Genomic DNA, 22,702 nt, shown 5'->3' with positions numbered 1-22,702 from the left:
CCGCTGCGTGACCGGTGTGGCCGTCGGTCGAGCGGGGGTCATTCCTGCGGCGTCGCCAGGTCGGAGATGTAGCCGTCCGGGGCGATGGTCTCCGAGTCGCGCAGCTCCTCGTGCAGGATCGGTGCCTCGTACTCCGTCGGGACGTTCCAGTAGTCCGTGGCGTCCCCGCTCCGGTAGATCCAGTCGAAGTGGAAGTACGGGTGGGTGTGGTCGTACGACGCCCACCCCTGGAGCGCGAGCTTGAAGTCGCCCTCCACGTAGTCGCCGCCCCAGTAGGTCGCCGAGTCCTGCATGATCGGCTCGGACTCGATGCCGAAGTCCTGGAGGTGCGAGACGATGGTCTGGACGCCCGACACCCAGTCGGAGAAGCCCGCGGGCCCCTTGATCGGGAGTTCGAGGGGCTCGCCGTCCTTCTGCCAGGTGCCGTTCTGTTTCTCGTAGCCGGCGTCGCGGAGCAGTTCCGCGGCCTCCTCGGTGCGGCGCTCGGCGCGGCCGTACGTGTCGAACTCGTCGGCGACGCCGTCGAGCCAGTGACCCTCGATCTGGTCGTTGAACTCGCCGGTCAGGCCGCTCGGGTAGGTGACGGCGACCTTCGACCCCGTGCCGGCCGCGGAGTTGCCCGCGGCGGCCTCGCGGTTGATGACGTTAGCGATCGCCTTCCGGACGCGCACGTCGTCCACCGGCTCGCGGTCGTGGTTGAAGACGATCCCCATCCCCCAGTGGCGGGAGACCAGCGCGGTCTGCATGTGGTCGGGGAGCCGCCGGGTCTGGTTCTGGGGCATGAACAGCGTCGCCGACCCGTCGGTCTCGCCGTTGATGAGCGAGCTCCACCGGCCGGAGTTCTGCGGTTTGTACAGGTACTCCGCCTCGGAGAAGTTGATGTTGTCCGCGTCGGGGTGGTCCTCGTACTTCGTGACGAGCGTCCGCTGGCTGTCGGCGTCCTCCCACTGGAAGGGACCGTTGCCGACCGGCTCGGCGTCGGTGAACTCCGTCAGCTCGCCCAGCGCGGTCGAGCGCTCCTCCTCGCTCTCGGCCTCGTCGAGCGCCGTCACGTACTCGCCGTACACCTCGTCGTACGCGCGCAGCCGCGTCGGCGCCAGCAACGAGAGGAGGATGTCCTCGTTGACCGGTTGTTCGAGCGTTATCTCGACGGTCTTCTCGCCGGTCGCCTGCACGCGGTCGGGCACCGCGTTCATGTCGCCCTCCGGCAGGACGTACGGGCCGATCCCGCCGCCGCCAGCGCTGTTGTACAGGTCGAGTTTGATGTGGTTGGCCACGTCCGTCCCGGTGACGGGCTCGCCGTCGTGCCACGTCTGGCCCTCGCGGACCGACAGCGTCAGCGTCGACTCCTCGACCGACCAGTCGCTGATCACGTAGGGGTGGTACTCGCGGGTGGCCACGTTGTACCGCATGAACCGGTCGAAGATCATCCGCCGGGCCTCCCCGTCGTTCGTGCCGTTCCAGACGTTGTACTGCGAGTCGGCGGGGACGGCCCACTGGGCGAGGGTCAGTCGCTCGTCGTCGGCGCCCTCCTTCAGCGTCCAGTCGCCGGTCCGCGGGAGCCAACTGGTCGGCCAGTACACCTGCATCTTCTCGCTGTCGGCCGACGGAACCGACCAGTCGTCGGTCGCCTGGAACGACTGTGCCAGCTTCTCCATGATCGGCAACACCGGCAGCGTCTGGTTGGTGACGTAGGCGAGCTCCTGGATCGACGCCATCGACGTGCTCTCGAACCCTTCCGGCGTGGCGGTCGACTCGGGAGTGTCGGAGCCGCCGTCGCCGCCGTCCGAGCCGTCGCTCCCGTCGGAGCCACCGTCGCCCTGTGTATCCGTTTCCACTGCCGACTGTCCACCGCAGCCCGCGAGGCCGCCGGCGACGCCCGTCGCACCGAGCAGCTGCATCACCCGGCGGCGCGACATGGGCGTCCCGTTCGACCCGTGGTTCTGGTTGTCAGACATCGCTCGTTCAAGACCATGACAGACTACCCAATAAAACTTTGGTTGAATCCGTTCTTCAACATCCTCGCCAGAATTAAGTGGGTCGTTCCAGTCAGTATTTGACGAGCGAAGTCCGCCGCGGACTTCCGGACACCACCTATGAAACGCGAGCGAGCCACCCCAAGCGACGCGCGAATCGCCGGTCCCGAGCGGGACGAGACCATCGGCTACTCCCGGTCGTCGGTCGCGTCGACGAGGCCGGAGGCGGGCGGTGACCGGCGATGAGCGGCGTCACCGACGACGAGCGCGCCTGGTGGAAGGAGGCGGTCGTCTACCAGGTCTACCCGAAGAGTTTCGACGACAGCGACGGCGACGGCGTCGGCGACCTGTCGGGGCTGGTCGGCCGCGTCGACTACCTCGACGAGCTGGGCGTCGACGCCGTCTGGCTCAACCCCGTCTACGAGTCGCCCCAGGCCGACAACGGCTACGACATCGCCGACTACCGGGCGATCGACGACGCCTACGGCGACATGAGCGACTGGGAGCGGTTGCGCGACGAACTCCACGAACGAGGGATTCGTCTGATCATGGATCTCGTCGTCAACCACACCTCCGACGAACACGAGTGGTTCCGGCGCTCCCGGCGTGAAGAGGGCGGGTACGCCGACTACTACCACTGGGTCGAGGGCGAACCCGACGAACCGCCCAACGACTGGGAGTCGGTGTTCGGCGGCCCCGCGTGGACCTACGACGACGAGCGCGAGGCGTGGTACCTCCATCTGTTCGACGAGAAACAGCCCGACCTGAACTGGGCCGATCCGGACGTGCGCGAGGCGGTCTACGACATGATGGAGTGGTGGCTCGGAAAGGGCATCGACGGCTTCCGGATGGACGTTATCAACCTCGTCTCGAAGGCCGAAGGGTACCCCGACGGCGGCGATTCGGGCGGCGCGGAGCACTTCATGAACGGCCCGCGCGTCCACGAGTACGTCGGCGAGATGGTCGAGGAGGTCCTCGACGACGAGGAGGTCCTGGCCGTCGGCGAGACCCCCGGCGTCTCCGTCGACGACGCCCGCGAGTACGTCGGCGAAGACGGCGACGGGCTCTCGATGCTGTTCCAGTTCGAGCACGTCACCTTCGACCACGGCGAGCACAAGTTCGACGCCGACGAGCCCGACCTGGTCGAGTTCAAGGAGATCCTCGCCAAGTGGCAGGAGGGGCTGGCCGACGACGGCTGGAACTCGCTGTACCTCAACAACCACGACCAGCCACGGATGGTCTCGCGGTTCGGCGACGACGACGAGTACCGCCGCAAGTCCGCCAAACTCCTCGGGACGCTCACGCACACGCTGGGCGGCACGCCGTTCGTCTACCAAGGCGAGGAGATCGGGATGACCAACAGCGAGTTCGGGAGCCGCGAGGCCCTGCGGGACGTGGAAGTCCGTAACTACGTCGAGTCGGCCGTCGACGACGAGGACGGCCACGCCGACAGCTACGAAGACGTGCGCGAGGCCGTCGAGGCGATGAGCCGCGACAACGCCCGCACCCCGATGCAGTGGGACGACGGCGAGGCCGCCGGCTTCACCGACGGCGACCCGTGGATCGACGCCAACCCCAACTACGCCGAGGTCAACGTCTCCCGCGCCCGCGCCGACCCCGACTCGGTCTTTCACTACTACCGCGACCTGGTCGCCCTCCGCGAGCGCGACCTGCTCGTCTACGGCGACTTCGAGCTGCTCGCGCCCGACCACCCCTCCCTGTTCGCCTACACCCGCTCGCTCGCGGGTGCAGACGACGAACCCACCGAGCGCGCGCTGGTCGTCCTGAACGTCGACGACGAGCCGACGACCTTCGAGGTGCCCGCCGACGTGACCGTCGACGGCCTCGAACTGGCGCTCGCCAACGACGACGCTCCCGCGGTCCCCGGCCGGACCCTCGACCTCGGCCCGTGGGAGGCGCGGGTCTACCTGACGCCCGCCCCCGAACAGCAGGCTCTCGACACCGAACGATGACACAGCCACGACAGACACAGGACAGTCGTATCGACCGCGAGTGGTGGAAAGAGGCCGTCGTCTATCAGGTCTACCCGCGGAGCTTCAACGACAGCGACGGCGACGGGATCGGCGACATCCCCGGTATCACCGAGCGCGTCGACTACCTCGACGAGCTGGGCGTCGACGTGGTGTGGCTCTCGCCCGTCTACGACTCGCCGAACCACGACAACGGCTACGACATCCGCGACTACCGGGCCATCAACGAGGAGTTCGGCGACATGGCCGACTGGGAGCGGCTACGCGACGCGCTCCACGACCGGGACATGAAGCTCATCATGGACCTGGTCGTCAACCACACCTCCAACGAGCACGAGTGGTTCCGGCGCTCCCGGCGCGGGGAGGGCGAGTACGCCGACTACTACCACTGGGTCGAGGGCGAACCCGACGACCCCCCGAACAACTGGCAGTCGCTGTTCGGCGGCTCGGCGTGGTCCTACGACGACGAGCGCGAGGCGTGGTACCTCCACGTCTTCAACGAGAACCAGCCCGACCTGAACTGGCGCAATCCCGACGTGCGCGAGGCGGTCAAAGAGATCGTCACCTGGTGGGTCGACCGGGGTATCGACGGCTTCCGCATGGACGCCATCAGCCACCTCTCGAAGACGGAAGGGTACCCCGACGGCGACCCCGAGGAACCCGGACCGCTGGGCTCGGAGCACTACACCTTCGGCCCGCGGCTGGGCGAGTACCTCGACGAACTCGGTGCGGTCGTCCCGGAGGAGGCGATGTCGGCCGGGGAGATGGGCGGCGCCGACGCCGACGACGCCCGCGAGTTCGTCCGGCGGGGCGACTGCCTGGACATGGTGTTCCACTTCGACCACCTCGACGTGGACCAGGCCGACGACTGGACCGACGACAACTGGGGCGAGTGGAGCCTCCCCGAGTTCAAGGAGCTGATGACCCGCAACCAGCGGGCGGTCGCCGAGCCGGCCTGGGAAGCGCTCTTCCTCGGTAACCACGACCATCCGCGGATCGTCTCGCGGTTCGGCGACGACTCGTACCGTCGGCGCTCGGCGACGTGCATCGCCACCTTCCTGCTGACGATGCGGGGCACGCCCTACCTCTACCAGGGTCAGGAACTCGGGATGACCAACAGCGAGTTCGAGAGCCTGTCGGAGATCGACGACGCGATGACGGTCGGGCTCGTCGAGGACATGCTCTCGGCCGGCACCGTCGACTCGTTCGACGACGTGCGCGAGGCGGTCAACTACCGCAGCCGCGACCACGCCCGCACGCCGATGCACTGGAGCGACGACGACGGCGCCGGCTTCACCGACGGCGACCCGTGGCTGGCACTCAACGACAACTACACCGAGGTCAACGCCGCGGCCGCCCGCGCCGACGAGGGGTCGGTCTTCCACCACTACCGCCGGCTGATCGAGTTGCGCGACGACGACCCCGTCTTCGTCTACGGCGACTACGACCCCCTCCTCCCCGACGACGACCAGTTCTACGCGTTCACCCGCCAGCTCGACGGCGAGCGCCGACTCGTCGTCTGCAACTGGTCCGACGAGCCGGCGACCTTCGACCCCGAGGGCTTCACCGCGGACGGCGCCGAGATCATCGTGAGCAACTGCGACGACGCCCCGGCCGACCCCGTCGGTGCGACCGTCCGCCCGTTCGAGGCCGTCGTCTACGAGCTCTGACCGCACCGATGGGGGCCCCGAGGGCCCTTCGGACCCCGTCGCCGCGGCCGCTCAGGACCGGCGCAGTTCGGCGTCGAGATACGAGGACAGCGAGACGCGAACCGCGGCGACGGCCGTCTCGCGGTCGCTCGTGGCGCGGCCGTACATCGCGCCGTTGATCGTCGCGAGGACGTGCTCGGCGACGCGGTCGGCGTCGACGTCGCGGAACGCACCCTCGTCGATCCCCCGTTCGACGACCTCCCGGATCGTCGCGGCGAGCTGCTCGTCGAGCTCGGTGAACTGCTCGCGGAACGTGGCGTTGGTCACGGCCTGGCCGCGCAGTCCGAGGAAGACCGCCTGGATCTGGCGCTCCTCCTCGTCGGGCCGGAGCGGGAGCAGTTTCTCGATCACGCGTTCGAGGTCCTCCCGGGGGTCGTCACCGCTCTCGGTCAGTATCGACGACTGGAACCGGTCGGCCGCGTACGCCAGGAACGCGCCGAGCAGGTCGTCCTTCGAGTCGTAGTGGTAGTAGATCGAGGCCTTCGACTTGTCGAGTTCGTCGGCGATCCGGGAGATCGACAGCCCGGCGTACCCGTGTTCGAGAAGCGCCCGATACGTCGCCAGCATGATCTCCTCTTCGGCGTCGGTCCAGCCTCCGTCGGCCTTCGCGTCGTCCGTCGCGTCGTCCGTCACCTCGCCGTCGCACCCGTCCGTCATGTTCCGACTGAACGTTCGGTCAATTATAAACGTATCGGCCCGATACCGCCGCGATTCGGCCCGATCGGCTACGGACCGAACTACGACTGCGGGGTGTCGACGAGATCGTCGCCCGATCGTCCGACAGTGACCCGTCGGATGGCTCCATCGACCGCAGTACGAGTCTCGCGCCTCACGCCAACATACCGATCGTTCAGACTCCTGCCGCCCGATCTAGTCTAAAGTTGCGATTCAGGCCATACGCGTTCCGAAACATCGTCCGAATGACCTGAACTGACCGAACGTTCGGTAGACTTCAGAAGGCTTATGTCGACCTTGTCAGTATCGAAGTACAGACACCGAATGGACAGCGATCGACCGAACTCGACCGAGGAATCGAACGGATGAGAGGGATCGAACGCGCCGTCGACGGGTTGATCGACCACAGCCGGGCGGTCATCGTCGTCATGCTCGTGCTCACGCTCGTCGTGGGGACCGGGGCGTCGATGGTCGAGCAGAGCTCGTCGCTCGACCAGTTCCAGACGGACTCGCCGGAGGCCGAGACGCTCGATTACATCGGTGAGAACTTCTCGACCGGGTCGGAGAACACGACCACGGCGCAGGTCATCGTTCGGGACGACAACGTCCTCGACCGCGAGTCGCTCGTGGGCCTGATCGAGTATCAGCAAACCCTGCGCGCCAACGAGACGGTCAACGGGACCCTCGCGGAGGGTTCGTCGACGGCGAGCATCGCGAACGCACTCGCGACGGCGGCCATCCAGCAGGAGGCGGGTCGCGACGTGCAGTCCGTCGCCGCCGAGCTACGGGCGCTCAACCGGACCGTCACCGAGGAGCGCCGCGCGATCGAAGCGCGCAACCGGACGCTCTCGGCGACGGCGGGGTCGCTCGAACGACAGCTGACGGTCCTCCGACAGAACCCGAACGCGAGTGTCTCGGCGGCGTTCGCCGACGTGCGCGCGAACACGTCCGTCGACCTGAACGAGTCCGACGCCGCGACGTTCCGGACGGCCGCCCAGCGGCTCCGCGACGCGACCTCGGAGTCGGCCGCCGAGGAGGCCTACCGACTCGGGACCGAGGGCGTCCTCGCCGCGGAGTACCAGGCGCTCCAGGAGCGCTCCGAACGGCTCCAGTCCCAGGGCGAGCGTCTGGAGGCGCTCGCCGAGGAGCTGTCGACCGAGCGCGCGGAGCTGGCGAACGCCAGCAACGCGACGCTGGCGGAGCAGCGCGCGCAGCTGGAGTCGATGAACGCCTCGGAGGTCGACGCGATCGTCGCCACGGTGCTCGGCGCCGGTAGCAGCGGCGGTGGCGGCGGTAGCGGTGCCGGCGTCTTCGCGCTCATGCCGACCGACTACGAGCCGGGGTCGACGACAGCCGAGGCCACGATGCTGATCGTCACGCAGTCCAGCCACGGGTCGGCGGTCAACACCGGGTCGGCCTCCGACGCCGTGACCGACGCGCAACTCGCGATGCAGGCGCTCGCCGGCGACGCGGGCGGCAGCTCGTATCTCGTCTTCGGTTCGGGCGTCATCGCCGAGGAGATAACCAACTCGATGACCGACAGCCTGCTCATCGTCGGGCCGCTGGCGCTGCTGTTCGTCCTCGTCGCCCTCGCGGTCGCCTACCGCGACCTGCTCGACATCGTCCTCGGGCTGGTCGGGATCGGCGCCGTCCTCCTGTGGACGTTCGGCTTCATGGGGTGGGCGGACATCGCGTTCAACCAGATATTCATCGCCGTACCGGTCCTGCTGATCGGGCTCTCTATCGACTACGCGATCCACATCTTCATGCGCCACAGGGAGGAGCGCACGAACGGTGACGGTGACGACGACGCGCTCGCCCCCCGCGGGTCGATGCGGACGGCCCTGACCGGGGTCGGGATCGCGCTGGTGTACGTCACCGCGACCACAGTCATCGGCTTCCTCTCGAACCTGACGAGCCCGGTCCCGCCGATCCGCGACTTCGGCGTCGTCAGCTCCGTCGGCATCGTCGCGGCGCTGGCCGTCTTCGGCCTTCTGATCCCGGCGATCAAGGTCGAACTCGACGAGCTGCTGGAATCCCGCGGGATCGACCGGACCAAACGCGCCTTCGGGACCGGCGGCGGCGCGTTCTCCTCCGTGCTGTCGGTCGGCGCGACCGGCGCCCGGAAGGCCCCGTATCTCGTCATCCTCCTGGCCGTGCTGGTCAGCGCCGGCGGTGCATACGGCGCGACGCAGGTCGACACCGCGTTCAGCCAGGAGGACTTCCTCGCGGAGGACCCGCCCGGCTGGATGGACGAGCTCCCCGAGCCGTTCGCGCCCAGCGACTACTCCGCGAAGCAGAACCTCCAGTACGTCAACGACAACTTCGTCCGGCAGGACTCCCAGGCACAGGTGCTCGTGGAAGGCGAGATAGCGCGGGCTGAGACGCTCGACGCGCTCGCCGACGCGCAGGCGCTGGCCGCCGAGAAGGGGGTGACCCAGACCCTCTCCAACGGCGACGCGAGGATCACGAGCCCGCTGACGGTGATGCGGTCGGTCGCCGCGAGCAACGAGTCGTTCAACGCGACCCTGGCCGCGGCCGACACCGACGGTGACGGCGTCCCCGACCGGGACGTGGCGGCCGTCTACGACGCGCTCTACGAGACCGCCCCGGACGAGGCGGCCGGCGTCCTCTCTCAGACCGACGGACGGTACGAGGCCGCGCGCCTGGTCGTCGCCATCGAGGGCGGCGCCGACGGCGACGCGATCACGACCCAGATGCGCGACGTGGCGGCGCAGGTCGACGGGTCCGGTCTGGAAGCGACCGCCACCGGGAGCGCGATCCTCAACAAAATCGTCCAGGACGAACTGCTCAACACCGTCGTCCAGAGCCTGGTCATCACGCTCGTGGCGACGTTCGTCTTCCTGATGATCACCTACCGGATCACGGAGGGGAGCGCGACGCTGGGCGTCGTCACGCTGTTGCCGGTCGCGTTCAGCGTGATGTGGATCCTCGGGACGATGTACCTGCTCGACATCCCGTTCAACGTCCTGACGGGGATGATCACGAGCCTGACGGTCGGGCTGGGCGTCGCCTACAGCATCCACCTCTCCGAGCGCTACAACCAGGAACTCACCCGCACGCGGGACGTGTGGACCGCGATGGACCGCGCCGTCACCGGCACCGGCGGCGCGCTGCTGGGGTCGGCGGCGACGACCGTCGGCGGGTTCGGGACGCTCGTGTTCGCCATCCTCCCGCCGCTCCAGCAGTTCGGGACGATCACCGGTCTCACGATCGTCTACGCGTTCCTTGCGAGCGTGCTCGTCCTCCCGAGCCTGCTGGTCGTCTGGACCCGGTTCGTCGAACCGGACGGTATCGGGCTGTCCGACGGGGACGACCCGTCCGACGGCGCGACGGCGCCCACCGCGTCGGTGACCGACGCCCCCGTAGCCACCCGCGAACTCAGTCGGACGGTCGCCGGTCCCGGTGAGACCGTGACCGCAACGGTCCGGTTGCGCGGCGTCGACGACCGCGTCGTCCTCCGGGAGGAGACCGGCGGTGACGCGACCGTCGTCGAGCGGTCGCCCGACCCAGTCGACGTGAGCGTCAACGGCGGATCCGTCTACGTCGCGTGGGACGGCGGCGAACCCGCGATCACCTACGAGGTCGCCGTTCCGGCGGACGCCCGCGACGGCGAACGCCTCGGGCTCGAGGGCGAGGCGCTGCTGGCGGGCGAGTCCTCCCCGGTCGAGGGCGACGCGGCCGTCGAAGTCGTCACCAACGTGTTCGAGCGCATCACCGCGTCGGGGTCGGTCTCGCAGAGCGACCTGCGCGCCGCCTACGACCGGTTCGAAGCCGGGGCCCTCTCCCGGTCGCAGCTCGAACGGGTCAACCGCGCCTGGCTCAGGGACGGCGAGGTGACGGTCGAACGCCCGGCGGATGACTGACGTCGACGACGAGGCGGCCGCCGCCGCACTCGGCGAGCTGGGCCTCTCGACGTACGCCGCGCGGACGTTCGTCGGCCTCCAGAAGCTGGGGGTCGCGACCGCGAGCGAGGTCGCCGACGTGACCGAAGTCCCGCGCTCGCAGGTCTACGGCGCCACGGACGAACTCGAGGCGATCGGTCTCGTCGACACCCAGCAGGGCTCGCCCCGACGCTACCGGCCGGTCTCGGTCGACGCCGCGCGCGACCTGCTGTACGAGCGACTGCGCTCGACCGCCGACGACGCCGCCGACCACCTCGAAGCGGTTCGCGGCGAGTGCGAACACCGCGACGACACCCAGGAGGCCATCTGGACGACCGAGGGCCGGACGAACATCACCGCCCGGATAACCGACCTCGTCTCCCGCGCCGACGACCGGGTCCTGTTCGTCACCGGCCAGCGCCGGTTCGTCGAGGGACCCGTCGCGACGGCCCTGAAAGAGGCCGACGCCGACGGGGTCTCCGTGACGGTCGCCAGCGCCGACGCGGCGACGCTCGAAGCCGCCGCCGAGACCGGCCTCGACGTCACCCGGGTCGTCGACGAGTCGGCGCCCGCGATCGACGTCGGCCGAGTCCTCGTCGCCGACGACGACACGATTGCGCTGAGCGTCCTGCCGACGGCAGGACTCCCCCACGTCGAGACGGAAGCGGCGCTCTGGAGCGAAGGGACCGGCTTCGCGACGATCCTCGCCGGTCTCATCGACGACCAGACCGGCTGACGGCCCCGGAGCCCGACCGGTTTCGATATAGCGCTCTACGATTTATCTCGTTCGGGCGGCGGCTCGACGGCAGACACGTCGGGACGACCCGCGAGGGGGCGCGCTCACGGATCGGGCGGTCGGCCGTATCACTGTTGAGAGACTGTCTCGAGTGCGTTCGTCGTCTTCTAGCCGACAGTGTCGGACCGCGCGGTTCGTGTCTGGTGAAACGGCAGACGACGTGAGAACGAGGACCGAAGGGTCGGGACGGACCTACTCCGAGTACAGCGAGTAGACGATGACGGCGAAGCCGGTGGCAGTCAGCGCGCTTTCGATAGCGAGCGCGAAGTCGGCGACCGTCTGGTTGTCGACGTTCCCGCCGAAGAGAGGGACGTTCACGCCGAACAGCGAGAAGCGTATCGCCTGGTCGATGGCGCCCGCGAGGAAGGTGCCCGCTGTGACGACCCCGAACCCGACCGCGAGATACCACAGCGGTTGCGCACCGCTCCGGCGGTAGGCCTTGTAGGAGAAGTAGGTGATCATCCCGCCGAGGATGAGCGTGATCGTCTTCAACGCGACGAGTACGATGGTACCGGGTGTAGCGTGTGGGCTCATGTTTCCTTGCGCACCTCCGACCAGAGCGATTCGAGGCGCTGGTCCGGCGTCCGGGGCTGGCGAGCGATCTCGGTTTCGAACTCGCGCTCCTCGGTCAAAGCGATGACGACTTCCTCGAAGTCGACCTCGTAGATGCTCGCGTGCTGGCCGTCCGCGCGGATCTCGGTGCCCTCGAACAGCAGCTGGGCCTCCTCCAGTCGGTCGAGCTTGCGATAGGTCGTCGACAGGGGGATGTCGCTCTCCTCGGAGATTTCGCTGGCGGTCATCGGTTCCTCCAGCGCGCTGACGATCGCCCGACAGTCCGGGTCGTCCAGCGCGTCGAGCACCTCCTGGAGGTCGGGCGCCTCGTCGTCCGCGAACGGGTCACGGACCATTCTAGCGGCCACTTACCGGACGACGGTTATAATCGCACCGACACACGGCCGGCGCGATCGGCCGCGACCCGCCGAGAGCGACCGCACCCGACGCCTCGGACACGTCACACGAATCGAACATGTTTGCCGCGGCCGCGCGGAGGGCCGTCTCGCGAGTCAGGGGCGCCCGTCGGCCCGGACCGCCTCGCCCGCGTCGTCCCACGGGAGCGCCCCGTCGTAGTTCGGCGGGACGAACCCACAGAGCGGGTCGCTCGCCAGGGGGTCACCCGTGTGGGCGTAGGCTCGCGACCGGCTCCCGCCACAGACCCCCCTGAACGGGCAGGCACCGCACTTCCCGCGCAGTTCGTCGCGGTCCCGCAGCGCCGTGAACAGCTCCGACTCGCGGTACACCTCGGCGACGTGGTCGTTCGGTACCGTGCCCGCCGACCGCGGCAGGAACCCGGAGGGGTACACCTCGCCGGTGTGGCTCACGAACGCGAACCCGTCGCCCGCGAGGACGCTCGCTCGCCGGTTCTCGTCGCTGGTGGGGGCGTCGCCCGCCTCCCCCGACCCCGACCCCGCAGATTCGGCGGCCGCCTGTCGGCGGACCCGCCGGTAGTGGGGCGCCTCCGTCGTCTTCAGGCCGAACGGCGCCTCGTCGGCCACCTCGGCCAGCCACTCCATGACGCGCTCGGCGCGCTCGGGCGGGACGGGGTCGAGCACTCGCCCGCAACCGACCGGGACGAGGAAGAACACGCTCCACAGCACCGCGCCGAGGTCCGCCACGGCGTCGCGGATCGCCGGCAGGTCCTCGACGGTGTCGGCGCAGACGGTGGTGTTTATCTGCAGCGGGATCCCGGCCTCCTGAGCCTGTCTCGCGGCCCGCATCGTCGCCTCGAAGCTCCCCGCTTCGCCGCGGAAGGCGTCGTGGCGCTCGGGGGTCGCCCCGTCGAGCGAGAGCGCCATCCGCTTGAGCCCCGCGTCGGCCAGCGCCCCGATCGAGCCGGCGTCGAGTTCGTCCGTCCCGCTCGGAGTCAGCGAGACCGTGAGCCCCCTGTCGGTCCCGTAGTCGACCAGATCGACGAGATCCGGCCGCTTCATCGGGTCGCCGCCCGAGAGGACGACCAGCTGGCGGTCGCCGAAGTCGGCCGCCTGGTCGAGCAGTTCCTTCCCTTCGGCCGTCGAGAGCTCGTCGGGATGACGGGCCGGCTGTGCGTCGGCCCGGCAGTGGTCGCAGGTCAGCTCGCAGGCCTGGGTCACCTCCCAGATGAGCACGAGCGGCCGCTCGGCGGTGTCGACGGGCGGCCGCATCAGCGCCACCTCCGCCGGCGAGCGCTCGGGCGTTCGCGGTCCGAGTTCGGCAACCCGTCGGCGGCTCCCGTCGGACTCGTTCGGGTCTCGGTCATCGCCGTGGAGTTCGGCCCGCTCCATCTAAGCGGGCCGCCGCGTTCCCAGGGAATGAAAATCCGGGGCGGTGAGTATGAAGGGCGAAGCCGTCTCGTCCGATATGTCCGACCCCGACGACCGCGAGTCCGGCGACCCCGAGCCGGGTGAGGCGCCCCTCGACGCGACCGTCGACGCGCCCCGCGGCGACGTGACCCGGGAGTGGGAGCTGTTCGTCCGCGAGGCGACCGGTGACCCCCTGACCCACGCCGGCAGCGTCAGCGCCCCTTCGGCGGAGATCGCACGGGAACAGGCCGCGCAGCTGTTCGCCTGGAGCGCCGAGACGATGTGGCTCTGTCCCGCCGACGAGACGCGGCGGTTCGCCGCCGACGGCGTCGCCCTCTCCGACCGCGCGGGCGACCGAGGGACCGACGAAACGGCCGAGGCGACCGCCGCTGGAGGTGAGGACGCGTGATATCGGTCAGCAAACTCCTCTGTGACCTGGACGCGGAGGGCGACGGGCTCCGCTACGACGCCGCCGACGAGTCCGAGAAGGCCCAGATCCGCGAGCGCAAGCAGCGCCGACCGGTCGTCGTCTGGAACTGCACGAAGCAGTGCAACCTCTACTGCGACCACTGCTACGCGGCCGCCGAGACCGAGCCCGCCCCCGGCGAGATGACGACCGCCGAGGGCAAGCGGTTCCTCGACGAGCTCTCGGAGTTCGGGGCGCCGGTCGTCCTGTTCTCCGGGGGCGAGCCGCTGGCCCGCGAGGACCTGGTCGAGCTGGTCGCCCACGCCAGCGACGCCGGACTGCGCCCCGTCCTCTCGACCAACGGCACGTTGCTGACCGAGGAGCGGGCCGAACGGCTCCGCGAGGCGGGGCTGCAGTACGTCGGCGTCTCCGTCGACGGGATGCCCGAGCGCAACGACGCCTTCCGCGGTCAGGAGGGCGCCTTCGAGCGCGCACTGGAAGGGATCGAGGCCTCCCAGGCCGCGGGGCTGAAGACCGGGCTCCGCTACACGATCACCCGACACAACGCCGACGACCTGGAGGACGTGGTCGAGCTTCTGGCCGACCGCGGCGTCGACCGCTTCTGTTTCTACCACCTCGACTACGGCGGCCGCGGCGCGGAGATCCAGGATGTGGATCTGACCCCCGACGAGCGCCGGGAGGCGGTCCGGAGAGTCTGCGAGCTGACCCGCGAGTACCACGACGCGGGCCACGAGATCGAGACGCTGCTGGTGGGCAACTACGCCGACGCCGCCTACCTCGTTGAGTACGCCCGCCGGGAGCTGGGCGAGGCGATGGCCGACCGGATCCGGGGGTATCTCCTCACCAACGGCGGCGACCCGACCGGCGAGCGCATCGCGGACGTGGACTACCAGGGCAACGTCCACCTCACGCAGTTCTGGCAGGGCTACTCGCTGGGCAACGTCCGCGACCGCCCGTTCGGCGACATCTGGACCGACGAGTCCAACCCGCTGCTCGGTGCGCTGCGCGACCGGGAGGCTCGCCTCACCGGCCGCTGCGCCGAGTGCCGGTATCAGGATATCTGCCGCGGCGGCTCCCGCCTGCGGGCGCTCTCGACCGGCGACGACCCCTTCGGCCCGGACCCGCAGTGTTATCTCACCCCCGAAGAGCGCGGGATCGACGGCGAGCCGGCCGTTCCGGACGCTGCGGACTGACTCCTGCCCACCGACGGTCGGCGCCGGCCCCGTCTCCATACACCGTTATCCGCGATATCGAATCCGGCACGCGCCGGCGATAGCCCGCGGAGAGCCGCCGCTCCCGCCCCCGACCCCGCCGCACCGTTTCGGCCGGCCTAAAATTCGGAACGCATTTATGTAGTTTAGGCTAGCCTAAATGCATGGCGCAGGAGTCGACCGTATCGAGCGACGGGGGAGACCGGGAACGCTCGGCGCACCGATGAGCGGGGTGCCACAGTACCTCCTGGCGGTCTACATCGCGGAACACCGGCGCAGTCCGCCGGTCCCGCCGGGGGTCGTCGCGGAGATGCTCGACAGGTCGCCGGCGGCGGCGACGGAGATGTGCCAGCGGCTCGCCGAGGACGGGCTCGTGTCCTACGAGGCCTACGAAGGCGTGACGCTGACGGATTCCGGACGCGAGCGCGCCGCGCAGTTGCACGAGACGTACGTGACCGTCTCGTGGTTCTTCCGGGGCGTCCTCGACCTCGACGAGTACGAGACGGAGGCGATGGAGCTGGCCGGGCTGGTCAGCCCGACGGTCGCCGAGCGGCTCGCGGCGACGCTGCCCACCGGCGCCGAGGCCGCGACCGAGTCGGGCGCCCGGGAGTAGCGCCGGCGGCGGTCGAGCGGTCCGACCGACGGCCGGGGATTCATGTGCGCGGTAGGTGAGATCGGGCCATGGTCACCCTCTCGCTTCTCGTCACGTCGGTCGTCGCCGTCGTCGGTCTCGTCGCGCTGAGCGCCTTCTTCTCCAGCAGCGAGTCGGCGATCTTCTCGCTGCCCGAGGAGTGGGTCCGCGAGGCGGCCGCCGACGGGTCGGCCGATGGCGCCACGCTGGGCGAACTCCGGTCGGACCCCCATCGGCTGCTCGTGACCATCCTCGTCGGGAACAACGTGGTCAACATGGCAATCTCCAGCATCGTCACGCTGCTGGTGTCGGAGGTCTTCTCGCCCGGAGCAGCGGTCGTCGTCGCGACGGCCGGCGCGAGCGCGCTCATCCTCGTCTTCGGCGAGATCGTCCCGAAGTCGTACGGGCTCGGCCACGCCCGGACGTGGAGCCGCCGCGTCGCTCGCCCGCTCGCCCTGGTCGAGCGCGCGCTCGGGCCGGTGGTCGTTCTCTTCGACGCGAGCACCCGACGACTGACGGCGCTCGTCGGCGGCGACCGGGGGATCGAGGAGAATCTGCTCGACGAGTGAGCCGGCGGCGGGCGGCGACCGGTCAGAACGCCTCTCGCGGTCCGACCTCGACGCCGTCGCGGCGGAACTGCAACACGTGCGCGAAGTCCTCGGGAGAGACGAGCCCGACGACCGCGCCGCCGTCCGCGACGAACGCGTATCCCGAAGGGTGGGCGCTCAGTTCGACGAACGCCTCGAAGGCGTCGGACTCGATCGGGACGCGCGGCAGGTCGTCGACCATGATCTCCCGGACTCGCGTGGTGTCGTGGTCGGCCGCGTCCGTGCGGCGGACGGCGTCGAGGGTGACGACGCCGACGGTCTCGCCGGCGTCGACGACGGGGTAGACGGTCCGTCGGTCGCGGATCATCCGGTCGGTGAACGCCGAGACCGACTCGTCGGCGTCGATCGACTCGGCGTCGAGCCGGGCCACGTCGCGCAGGGTCAGCCCCGTGAGCAGGCCCTGGAGCATCACCGTTCGCGACTCCGTCGAGGCCGCGCCGTAGATGAACAGGGCGAGCAGGATCAGCATGGGCGCGGAGTTGAGGACGCCGACGACGGCGAACAGCACGGCGAAGCCGGTGCCGAAGCGGGCGGCCGCCGCCGTCGCCGACTCGTACGGTCGCGAGCGGGCCAGCAGCGCGCGGAGGACCCGCCCGCCGTCCATCGGGAAGGCGGGCAGGAGGTTGAACACGGCCAGCAGGACGTTCGTGACGACGAGCCAGCCGAAGACGAAGCCGACGACCGGGGCCGAGGCGGGGACGGCGAGCAGGACGACGTAGCAGGCCACGCCGGTGAGGACGCTCGTGATCGGTCCGGCGATGGCGATCCAGAACTCGCGGTTCCACTCGCGGGGCATCTCATCGAGGGCGGCGATGCCGCCGAGCAGCCAGAGCGTGATCGACTGCGTGCCGATACCGTAGCGGCGGGCGGCCCAGGCGTGACCGAGTTCGTGGACGCCGACGCTGGCGAACAGGCCGACCGCGGCGCCGGCGCCGATCACCCACGGCGTCGACCCCGCGGTGAGCGTCGCCGCGTCGAACTGCGTCGGCGAGAAGGTATTGACGATTCCGGCGTACACGTCGATCTGGGTTCCGCTCCCGATGATCCACGCGAGGATGGGGAGGAAGACGACCAGAGAGACGTTGATCCGGATGGGGATCCCCCAGACGGACCCGACAGTAAAATCTCGCATCGGTCCCAGGGACGGAGTGAACCCCCAAAAGAGACGGGGGCACGCACCGGCGGGCGCCACGGGGCGCTCCGACGGAAGCCACGGGGGCGCGCTCGCCCGGCGAGTCGAGGGGGCGTCGCCGGATCGCCCGATAGTTTTTCGTGGCTGCTCGGGCGACGGTAGGTCGATGGCGACAGCCTACCTCACCGTCGACGACGCCCCGTCGGCGACGCTCCCGGAGAAGCTCGCCGCGCTCGAGGACTACGGCGTGACGGCCCTCTTCTTCTGCGAGGGCCGGCGGCTCGCCGAGCACGCCGACCACGCCCGGCGGGCCGTCGAAGCCGGACACCTGCTGGGCAACCACGCCTTCGACCACAACCACGCCTCCGACATCGCCGTCGAGGACTTCGCCGAGGAGGTCGACCGCACCGAGGCGGCCATCGACGAGGTGTACGAGGCGGCCGGCATCGAGCGGCCGGCGACGCTCTTCCGCTTCCCCTTCGGCGACAAGGGCGGCGACCGCGCCGGCGAGTTTCAAACCGTCCTCGCCGATCGGGGGTTCCGTCCGCCGAACGCCGACCTGATCGGCTACGACTTCTGGGCCGACCACGCGGGCGACCGCGACTGGTTCTGGACCGTCGACGTGGCGGACTACGACGTCGACACGAAGGCGGGGCTGGCCGAGAACGTCGCCGACGCCGCCGACCGACTCGGATCGGACTCGCGGGACATCCTCCTCTTTCACGACGGCGGCAACGACCCCGAGCAGTTCGAGCACTACCTGAAACTGCTCGACGAGCGCGGCGTCGTCTTCGGCGACCCGCTGGACCTGGTCGACGGCGTCGCGTCCGCGAGCGACTGAGCGGGCCGGAGCCCGGCGTCGACACGCCGGGCCCGATCGGCCAGCGTGGCCGGGACCGAGTCGCTTTTGCCGACACCGGCGCAATCGTCGCTCGTGCTTTCGGTCGAACTCCACGCGCACTCGGCGGCCTCCTACGACGGGCGCGACTCCGTCGACATGCTGCTGGAGCGCGCGGCCGCGGTCGGCCTCGACGCGCTCGCGGTCACCGACCACGACGAGGTGTCGGCGAACGACACGCTGGTCGAGCGCGCTCCGGAGTACGGCCTCGTCGGCATCCCGGGCATCGAGATCTCCAGCGCCGCCGGCCACGTCCTCGGGCTGAACGTCCGTGAGGCCGTCGAGCCGGGGCTGCCCTTCTCGGAGACGCTCGACCGGGTCCGCGACCAGGGGGGCATCGCCGTCGTCCCCCACCCCTTCCAAGAGATGCGCAGCGGCGTCCTCGCGAACATCGGGAAGTCGGAGCTCCGCGACGCCGACGCCGTCGAGGTGTACAACTCGCGGCTGGTCACCGGCTACTCGAACCGACAGGCCCGCCGGTTCGCCGAGCGCTACGACCTGCCGATCACCGCCGGCAGCGACGCCCACGTCAGCGACATGGTCGGCCGCGCGGTGACGCTCGTCGACGCCGAGGAGCCGACCGCCGAGTCGATCTGCGAGGCGGTCGTCGACGGCCGGACGACGCTCAAGACCCGGCGGACGCCGTGGCTCGTCAGCGCGCGGCAGGCGTACGGCAACACGCGGCGGCGCATCCGCCTCGCGCTCGACGGGCTGTTCTCGTGAGCGACGCCCGCGCGTTCGACGCCGACGGCGACCGCCTCCGCGGCGCTTCGCCCGGGCGCGTCCGCCGCGCGCTAGCCGACGGCGACCCGCTGCCCGGGACCGCCGGGTTCGCGGGGAGCGTCGACGGCCGGGTCGTCCGCGACGTACTCGGTCGCCAACCCGTGTTCACCGAGGCCGAGGACCCGACCGCCTGGAGCTTCGACCCCGCGGCTCTCTCGGACCCCGACCCGGTCCCGGCAGGTCACGCTCGCGGTCCGGGCGAGGACGAACGTGGCAGTGACGAGCGGACCGACGACGAACGGGTCTGGTCGCTCCCGGACCCCGAGCCGGTGAGCGACGACCGGGCGGCCGTCCGGGCGGTCCGGTCGGCGGTCCGGGGAGCGGTCGACGACACCGCGACCGAGGGGCTGGCCGTCGCCTTCTCCGGCGGCGTCGACTCGGCGGCGCTGGCCGCGCGGCTGTCGGCGCCGCTGTACGTCGCCGGCTTCCCGGACAGTCACGACGTGGAAGCGGCCCGGAGCGCCGCCGCGAAGCTCGACCGCCCGCTCGAAGTGGTCGAGATCGCCCACGGGGATATCGAACGGGCGGTCCCCGAAGTCGCCGCGGCGACGGGCCTGACCAACGCGATGGACGTGAGCATCGCGCTCCCGCTGTATCTCGTCGCCGAGCGGGCAGCGGTCGACGGCTACGACCGCCTCGCGGTCGGCCAGGGCGCCGACGAGCTGTTCGGCGGCTACGCGAAGGTCGCTCGCGCGCCCGAAGACGAGCGCGTCGCGGCCGAGACGGTCCGCGGCGCGCGCCGCGAGGTCGTCGGGACGCTCCCCGACCAGCTCGAACGGGACGTGCTGGCGCTCCGGGCGGCCGGCGTCGAGCCGGTCGCGCCGCTGCTCGACGACCGAGTCGTCGCCGCCGCGCTCGACCTGCCCGGCGACCTGCTCGTGACCGAGCGCGGCGAGCGCAAGTGGGCGCTCCGGCTCGCCGTCCGCGAGTGGGTGCCCGACCCGGTGGCCTTCCGCGAGAAGAAGGCCGTCCAGTACGGCAGCCTCGTCTCGCGGGAACTCGACCGGCTGGCCCGCCAGGCCGGGTTCAAACGCCGGATGGACGACCACGTCGGGCGGTACGTCGATTCGCTGTGTCGGCCGACGGAGCGAAACGGGGAGTGACCTGTCGGCCGAGTAACGACAGGAGCTAAGGCGGTCGACGCGGTAGCGACAGGACGACGAATCGGCGATGACAGGACGCGTACTCGGGGCCGCCGACCGCGCCGTCTCCCAGGAAGGGATGGCCGCGCTCGGGTTCGGCCTCACGGTGTTGATGATCGCCGTCGCCGGCGGGCTGTTGATGCAGTCCGGCGACTCGCTGTCCGACGGCGGACCGATCCTCTCGACCAGCTCCGACCCGGTCCACGCGACCGGGCCGGACAGCGGCTGGGTCCGCATCGCCCACGAGAGCGGTGACACCGTCGACGTGGCGGACGTGGACATCGTCGTGAGCCTGCCCGACCACGACAAGCGCGCGCGGTTGCACGCCCTCCCCACCGAGCGGCTCACGCAGGACGACTACAGCGGCAACCACGTCTTCACGCGGGGCCGGGCCGGCATCGACGGCGCCATCGCGGCCGCCGACGGCAACGACGCGCAACTGGAGGCCAGCGACGAGGTCGCCTTTCAGATCGAACAGCGGCGCGTCGACCTCGAACCCGGCCAGACCGTGACGGTCACGCTCCGCCACACCGAGTCGGAGACGCGACTCGCCAGGGAGCGGATCGACGTCGTGGAGTGAGCGACGCGGGAGGTTACTCGGGGACCGTCTCGATCGCTCGCCGCCCGATCTCGGCCACGTCGGGGTCGAGCGCGTCGGTCGCTTCGAGGTCTTCGGCGGTGAACCAGCGCCAGGCGTCGGCGGGCTGTTCGCCCGCTGCGGGGTCGATCTCCCGGGAGTCGGCGCGGGCGTAGTAGACGAGGTCGACGTGCTGGTGGCCGACGAAGCCGTCGTGGACGTTCACGTCGGCCAGTTGGACGTGCCGGGGTTTGGGGAGCGCCTCGACGGTCGCCGAGCCGATGTCGTCGCGTTCGGCCACGAGTTCGGCGTCGAGGCCGGTCTCCTCGCGGACCTCGCGCAGGCCCGCCTCGTGGGGGAGTTCGTCGCGGTCGACGTGACCGCCGGGCGGGAGCCACTTGCCGAGCCCCTCGTGTTCGTGGAGCGCGACGGCGCCGTCGCCGACGACGTAGACGGTCGCGGTGTCGTGTCGGGTCGTCTCCATAGCGGCCCGAGGGCTACGCGGGGCTTCGGTGTTGGGAAACGTATCCGGCGCGAGAAACGTCCTCAGGGAGCGGTGAACTCCTCTTCGGCTTCGAGGAGCTCGTGGTAGCGGTTTCGGATGGTCACTTCGGAGATGTTGGCGACTTCGCTGACCTCGCTCTGGGTGACCTTCTCGTTGGCGAGCAGGGAGGCGGCGTACACCGCGGCGGCGGCGAGGCCGACCGGGGACTTCCCGGAGTGGACCCCCTGCTCTTTGGCCGTGTTCAGTAGCTGGCGCGCCCGGCGCTCGACCTCGTCGGGCAGGTCCAGGTCGGAGACGAACCGGGGCACGTAGCTCTCGGGGTCGGCGGGCTGGATCTCCAGCGACAGCTCGCGAACCACGTAGCGGTAGGTGCGTGCGATCTCGTCCTTGTCGACCCGGGAGACCGCCGCGATCTCGTCGAGGCTGCGCGGGGTGCCGGCCTGGCGGGCGGCGGCGTACAGCGCCGACGTGGCCACGCCCTCGATGGAGCGACCTGGGAGCAGGTCCTCGTCGAGCGCGCGGCGGTAGATCACGGAGGCGGTCTCGCGGACGTTCTCGGGCAGCCCCAGGGCCGAAGCCATGCGGTCGATCTCGCCCAGCGCCTGCTTGAGGTTGCGCTCCTTGGAGTCGCGTGTGCGGAACCGCTCGTTCCATGTGCGCAGCCGCTGCATCTTCTCGCGCTGGCGCGAGGACAGGGAGTTACCGTAGGCGTCCTTGTCCTGCCAGCCGATGTTGGTCGAGAGACCCTTGTCGTGCATCATGTTCGTCGTCGGCGCGCCGACGCGCGATTTCTCGTCTTTCTCGTTGGCGTCGAAGGCGCGCCACTCCGGACCGGGGTCGATCTCGTCCTCCTCGACGACGAGGCCGCACTCCTCGCAGACCGTCTCGCCGTGCTCCGCGTCCGACGCGAGGTTGCCCCCACATTCCGGACAGACGAGCGTCTCGGACTCCCCCTCGTCTCGCTCGCGGGCCTCTTCGCGCTCGCTCGTGTGGCGTCTGATAGTGGTGTCGGTCATTGGTTGCAAACTGTGCGGGGATGACCCCGCCAAAACCGCCTCACCGGATTATGTGTTGTGGACCAGGCGACTTAAATCTTTCCCAAAATCAGCCCAAGATCACACCTCTACGCTCGACCATACTTAATCTATCGATCCGATCGTTCCTCCCCGACAGATTCGAGCGAACGAGCGCGCCGATATCGGTCGATAGCGTCGCCGAGGGTGGGATACTCGGACCGAGCACGTTCGGCCGTCAGCGGCCGGATTCGACCGTCGACGAGAGGGATGCGTCGGTCGAGAGGCGCGATTCGGGGCGAAAGCCGGGATTTCGACGCTGGCGCGCGCGGCGGAGACGGCCGTGCAGCGGAGGTCGACCGGGGGTCGCGAGCGGGCGGTCCGGCC

The 22,702-nt window shown here is 69.9% G+C and carries 20 protein-coding genes; 12 read left to right on the top strand and 8 right to left on the bottom strand.

Annotated features, from left to right (window positions below; genetic code table 11):
* Positions 1–38 precede the first annotated feature (38 nt).
* Positions 39–1,958 (bottom strand): ABC transporter substrate-binding protein, encoded by a 1,920-nt coding sequence (locus HZS55_RS12375; protein ID WP_179907967.1) that lies wholly within the window; start codon positions 1,956–1,958, stop codon positions 39–41.
* A 260-nt stretch (positions 1,959–2,218) separates the two neighbouring features.
* On the opposite strand from HZS55_RS12375, the gene HZS55_RS12370 reads away from it, so the two are divergent.
* The gene (locus HZS55_RS12370) at positions 2,219–3,949 is read left to right on the top strand and encodes a glycoside hydrolase family 13 protein (protein WP_179907966.1); all 1,731 of its coding nucleotides are present in this window, start codon (positions 2,219–2,221) and stop codon (positions 3,947–3,949) included.
* On the top strand, positions 3,946–5,637 hold the full coding sequence (locus HZS55_RS12365; RefSeq protein WP_179907965.1) for a glycoside hydrolase family 13 protein: 1,692 nt from the start codon (positions 3,946–3,948) through the stop codon (positions 5,635–5,637). The genes HZS55_RS12370 and HZS55_RS12365 overlap by 4 nt, the downstream gene beginning before the upstream one ends.
* A gap of 51 nt (positions 5,638–5,688) precedes the next feature.
* Here HZS55_RS12365 and HZS55_RS12360 read toward each other — a convergent pair whose 3' ends face one another.
* Positions 5,689–6,243 carry a TetR/AcrR family transcriptional regulator gene (locus HZS55_RS12360; RefSeq protein WP_246308431.1) on the bottom strand — a complete coding sequence of 185 codons (555 nt, stop codon included), beginning with the start codon at positions 6,241–6,243 and terminating at the stop codon, positions 5,689–5,691.
* Between the two features lie 473 nt (positions 6,244–6,716).
* On the opposite strand from HZS55_RS12360, the gene HZS55_RS12355 reads away from it, so the two are divergent.
* Positions 6,717–10,238: an MMPL family transporter gene (locus tag HZS55_RS12355; RefSeq protein ID WP_179907963.1), complete on the top strand. Its 3,522-nt coding sequence runs from the start codon at positions 6,717–6,719 to the stop codon at positions 10,236–10,238.
* Entirely contained in the window at positions 10,231–10,992 is a 762-nt protein-coding gene (locus tag HZS55_RS12350) for a TrmB family transcriptional regulator (RefSeq protein WP_179907962.1), read from the top strand. Before HZS55_RS12355 ends, HZS55_RS12350 begins: the two co-directional genes overlap by 8 nt.
* Before the next feature lie 252 nt (positions 10,993–11,244).
* On the opposite strand, the gene HZS55_RS12345 is transcribed toward HZS55_RS12350, so the two are convergent.
* The 3 genes from HZS55_RS12345 to HZS55_RS12335 all read right to left on the bottom strand — a co-directional run bounded on the left by HZS55_RS12345 (position 11,245) and on the right by HZS55_RS12335 (position 13,250).
* Positions 11,245–11,586, bottom strand: a complete 342-nt coding sequence (locus HZS55_RS12345; protein ID WP_179907961.1) for a DUF7521 family protein — start codon at positions 11,584–11,586, stop codon at positions 11,245–11,247.
* Positions 11,583–11,960 carry a winged helix-turn-helix domain-containing protein gene (locus HZS55_RS12340; RefSeq protein ID WP_179907960.1) on the bottom strand — a complete coding sequence of 126 codons (378 nt, stop codon included), beginning with the start codon at positions 11,958–11,960 and terminating at the stop codon, positions 11,583–11,585. The genes HZS55_RS12345 and HZS55_RS12340 overlap by 4 nt, the downstream gene beginning before the upstream one ends.
* 156 nt (positions 11,961–12,116) lie before the next feature.
* A complete protein-coding gene (locus HZS55_RS12335; RefSeq protein WP_179911867.1) occupies positions 12,117–13,250 on the bottom strand; it encodes a TIGR04053 family radical SAM/SPASM domain-containing protein in 1,134 nt (377 codons plus the stop codon).
* A 169-nt stretch (positions 13,251–13,419) separates the two neighbouring features.
* Between HZS55_RS12335 and HZS55_RS12330 the strand changes: the two genes are divergently transcribed.
* The 4 genes from HZS55_RS12330 (at position 13,420) to HZS55_RS12315 (ending at position 16,226) form a co-directional block, all read left to right on the top strand.
* Positions 13,420–13,797 carry an Htur_1727 family rSAM-partnered candidate RiPP gene (locus tag HZS55_RS12330; RefSeq protein ID WP_179907959.1) on the top strand — a complete coding sequence of 126 codons (378 nt, stop codon included), beginning with the start codon at positions 13,420–13,422 and terminating at the stop codon, positions 13,795–13,797.
* On the top strand, positions 13,794–15,008 hold the full coding sequence (locus HZS55_RS12325; protein WP_179907958.1) for a TIGR04347 family pseudo-SAM/SPASM protein: 1,215 nt from the start codon (positions 13,794–13,796) through the stop codon (positions 15,006–15,008). Before HZS55_RS12330 ends, HZS55_RS12325 begins: the two co-directional genes overlap by 4 nt.
* A gap of 241 nt (positions 15,009–15,249) precedes the next feature.
* Entirely contained in the window at positions 15,250–15,639 is a 390-nt protein-coding gene (locus HZS55_RS12320; RefSeq protein ID WP_179907957.1) for a metal-dependent transcriptional regulator, read from the top strand.
* 68 nt (positions 15,640–15,707) lie between these two features.
* Positions 15,708–16,226, top strand: coding sequence for a CNNM domain-containing protein (locus HZS55_RS12315; RefSeq protein ID WP_179907956.1), 519 nt, complete (start codon positions 15,708–15,710; stop codon positions 16,224–16,226).
* A gap of 22 nt (positions 16,227–16,248) precedes the next feature.
* On the opposite strand, the gene HZS55_RS12310 is transcribed toward HZS55_RS12315, so the two are convergent.
* Positions 16,249–17,397: a site-2 protease family protein gene (locus tag HZS55_RS12310; protein ID WP_179907955.1), complete on the bottom strand. Its 1,149-nt coding sequence runs from the start codon at positions 17,395–17,397 to the stop codon at positions 16,249–16,251.
* A gap of 166 nt (positions 17,398–17,563) precedes the next feature.
* On the opposite strand from HZS55_RS12310, the gene HZS55_RS12305 reads away from it, so the two are divergent.
* The 4 genes from HZS55_RS12305 to HZS55_RS12290 all read left to right on the top strand — a co-directional run bounded on the left by HZS55_RS12305 (position 17,564) and on the right by HZS55_RS12290 (position 20,800).
* The gene (locus HZS55_RS12305; RefSeq protein ID WP_179907954.1) at positions 17,564–18,238 is read left to right on the top strand and encodes a polysaccharide deacetylase family protein; all 675 of its coding nucleotides are present in this window, start codon (positions 17,564–17,566) and stop codon (positions 18,236–18,238) included.
* 93 nt (positions 18,239–18,331) lie between these two features.
* A complete protein-coding gene (locus HZS55_RS12300) occupies positions 18,332–19,018 on the top strand; it encodes a CehA/McbA family metallohydrolase (RefSeq protein WP_179907953.1) in 687 nt (228 codons plus the stop codon).
* Entirely contained in the window at positions 19,015–20,181 is a 1,167-nt protein-coding gene (locus HZS55_RS12295) for an asparagine synthase C-terminal domain-containing protein (RefSeq protein ID WP_179907952.1), read from the top strand. The genes HZS55_RS12300 and HZS55_RS12295 overlap by 4 nt, the downstream gene beginning before the upstream one ends.
* 67 nt (positions 20,182–20,248) lie before the next feature.
* Entirely contained in the window at positions 20,249–20,800 is a 552-nt protein-coding gene (locus tag HZS55_RS12290; protein ID WP_179907951.1) for a hypothetical protein, read from the top strand.
* Positions 20,801–20,813: 13 nt separating this feature from the next.
* Here the strand turns inward: HZS55_RS12290 and HZS55_RS12285 are convergent, their stop codons facing one another.
* Positions 20,814–21,281, bottom strand: a complete 468-nt coding sequence (locus tag HZS55_RS12285; protein WP_179907950.1) for an NUDIX hydrolase — start codon at positions 21,279–21,281, stop codon at positions 20,814–20,816.
* Positions 21,282–21,343: 62 nt separating this feature from the next.
* Positions 21,344–22,318 carry a transcription initiation factor IIB gene (locus HZS55_RS12280; RefSeq protein WP_179907949.1) on the bottom strand — a complete coding sequence of 325 codons (975 nt, stop codon included), beginning with the start codon at positions 22,316–22,318 and terminating at the stop codon, positions 21,344–21,346.
* Positions 22,319–22,702: the final 384 nt, after the last annotated feature.

It is taken from the genome of Halosimplex rubrum (assembly GCF_013415885.1).
Taxonomy (GTDB): domain Archaea; phylum Halobacteriota; class Halobacteria; order Halobacteriales; family Haloarculaceae; genus Halosimplex; species Halosimplex rubrum.
This window is presented reverse-complemented; position numbering and strand designations above follow the sequence as displayed.

Coding starts and splice junctions, on each gene's coding strand:
- HZS55_RS12375 (WP_179907967.1), bottom strand. CDS start 1,958: ATGTCTGACAACCAGAACCACGGGTCGAACGGGACGCCCATGTCGCGC.
- HZS55_RS12370 (WP_179907966.1), top strand. CDS start 2,219: ATGAGCGGCGTCACCGACGACGAGCGCGCCTGGTGGAAGGAGGCGGTC.
- HZS55_RS12365 (WP_179907965.1), top strand. CDS start 3,946: ATGACACAGCCACGACAGACACAGGACAGTCGTATCGACCGCGAGTGG.
- HZS55_RS12360 (WP_246308431.1), bottom strand. CDS start 6,243: ATGCTGGCGACGTATCGGGCGCTTCTCGAACACGGGTACGCCGGGCTG.
- HZS55_RS12355 (WP_179907963.1), top strand. CDS start 6,717: ATGAGAGGGATCGAACGCGCCGTCGACGGGTTGATCGACCACAGCCGG.
- HZS55_RS12350 (WP_179907962.1), top strand. CDS start 10,231: ATGACTGACGTCGACGACGAGGCGGCCGCCGCCGCACTCGGCGAGCTG.
- HZS55_RS12345 (WP_179907961.1), bottom strand. CDS start 11,586: ATGAGCCCACACGCTACACCCGGTACCATCGTACTCGTCGCGTTGAAG.
- HZS55_RS12340 (WP_179907960.1), bottom strand. CDS start 11,960: ATGGTCCGTGACCCGTTCGCGGACGACGAGGCGCCCGACCTCCAGGAG.
- HZS55_RS12335 (WP_179911867.1), bottom strand. CDS start 13,250: ATGCGGCCGCCCGTCGACACCGCCGAGCGGCCGCTCGTGCTCATCTGG.
- HZS55_RS12330 (WP_179907959.1), top strand. CDS start 13,420: ATGAAGGGCGAAGCCGTCTCGTCCGATATGTCCGACCCCGACGACCGC.
- HZS55_RS12320 (WP_179907957.1), top strand. CDS start 15,250: ATGAGCGGGGTGCCACAGTACCTCCTGGCGGTCTACATCGCGGAACAC.
- HZS55_RS12315 (WP_179907956.1), top strand. CDS start 15,708: ATGGTCACCCTCTCGCTTCTCGTCACGTCGGTCGTCGCCGTCGTCGGT.
- HZS55_RS12310 (WP_179907955.1), bottom strand. CDS start 17,397: ATGCGAGATTTTACTGTCGGGTCCGTCTGGGGGATCCCCATCCGGATC.
- HZS55_RS12305 (WP_179907954.1), top strand. CDS start 17,564: ATGGCGACAGCCTACCTCACCGTCGACGACGCCCCGTCGGCGACGCTC.
- HZS55_RS12290 (WP_179907951.1), top strand. CDS start 20,249: ATGACAGGACGCGTACTCGGGGCCGCCGACCGCGCCGTCTCCCAGGAA.
- HZS55_RS12285 (WP_179907950.1), bottom strand. CDS start 21,281: ATGGAGACGACCCGACACGACACCGCGACCGTCTACGTCGTCGGCGAC.
- HZS55_RS12280 (WP_179907949.1), bottom strand. CDS start 22,318: ATGACCGACACCACTATCAGACGCCACACGAGCGAGCGCGAAGAGGCC.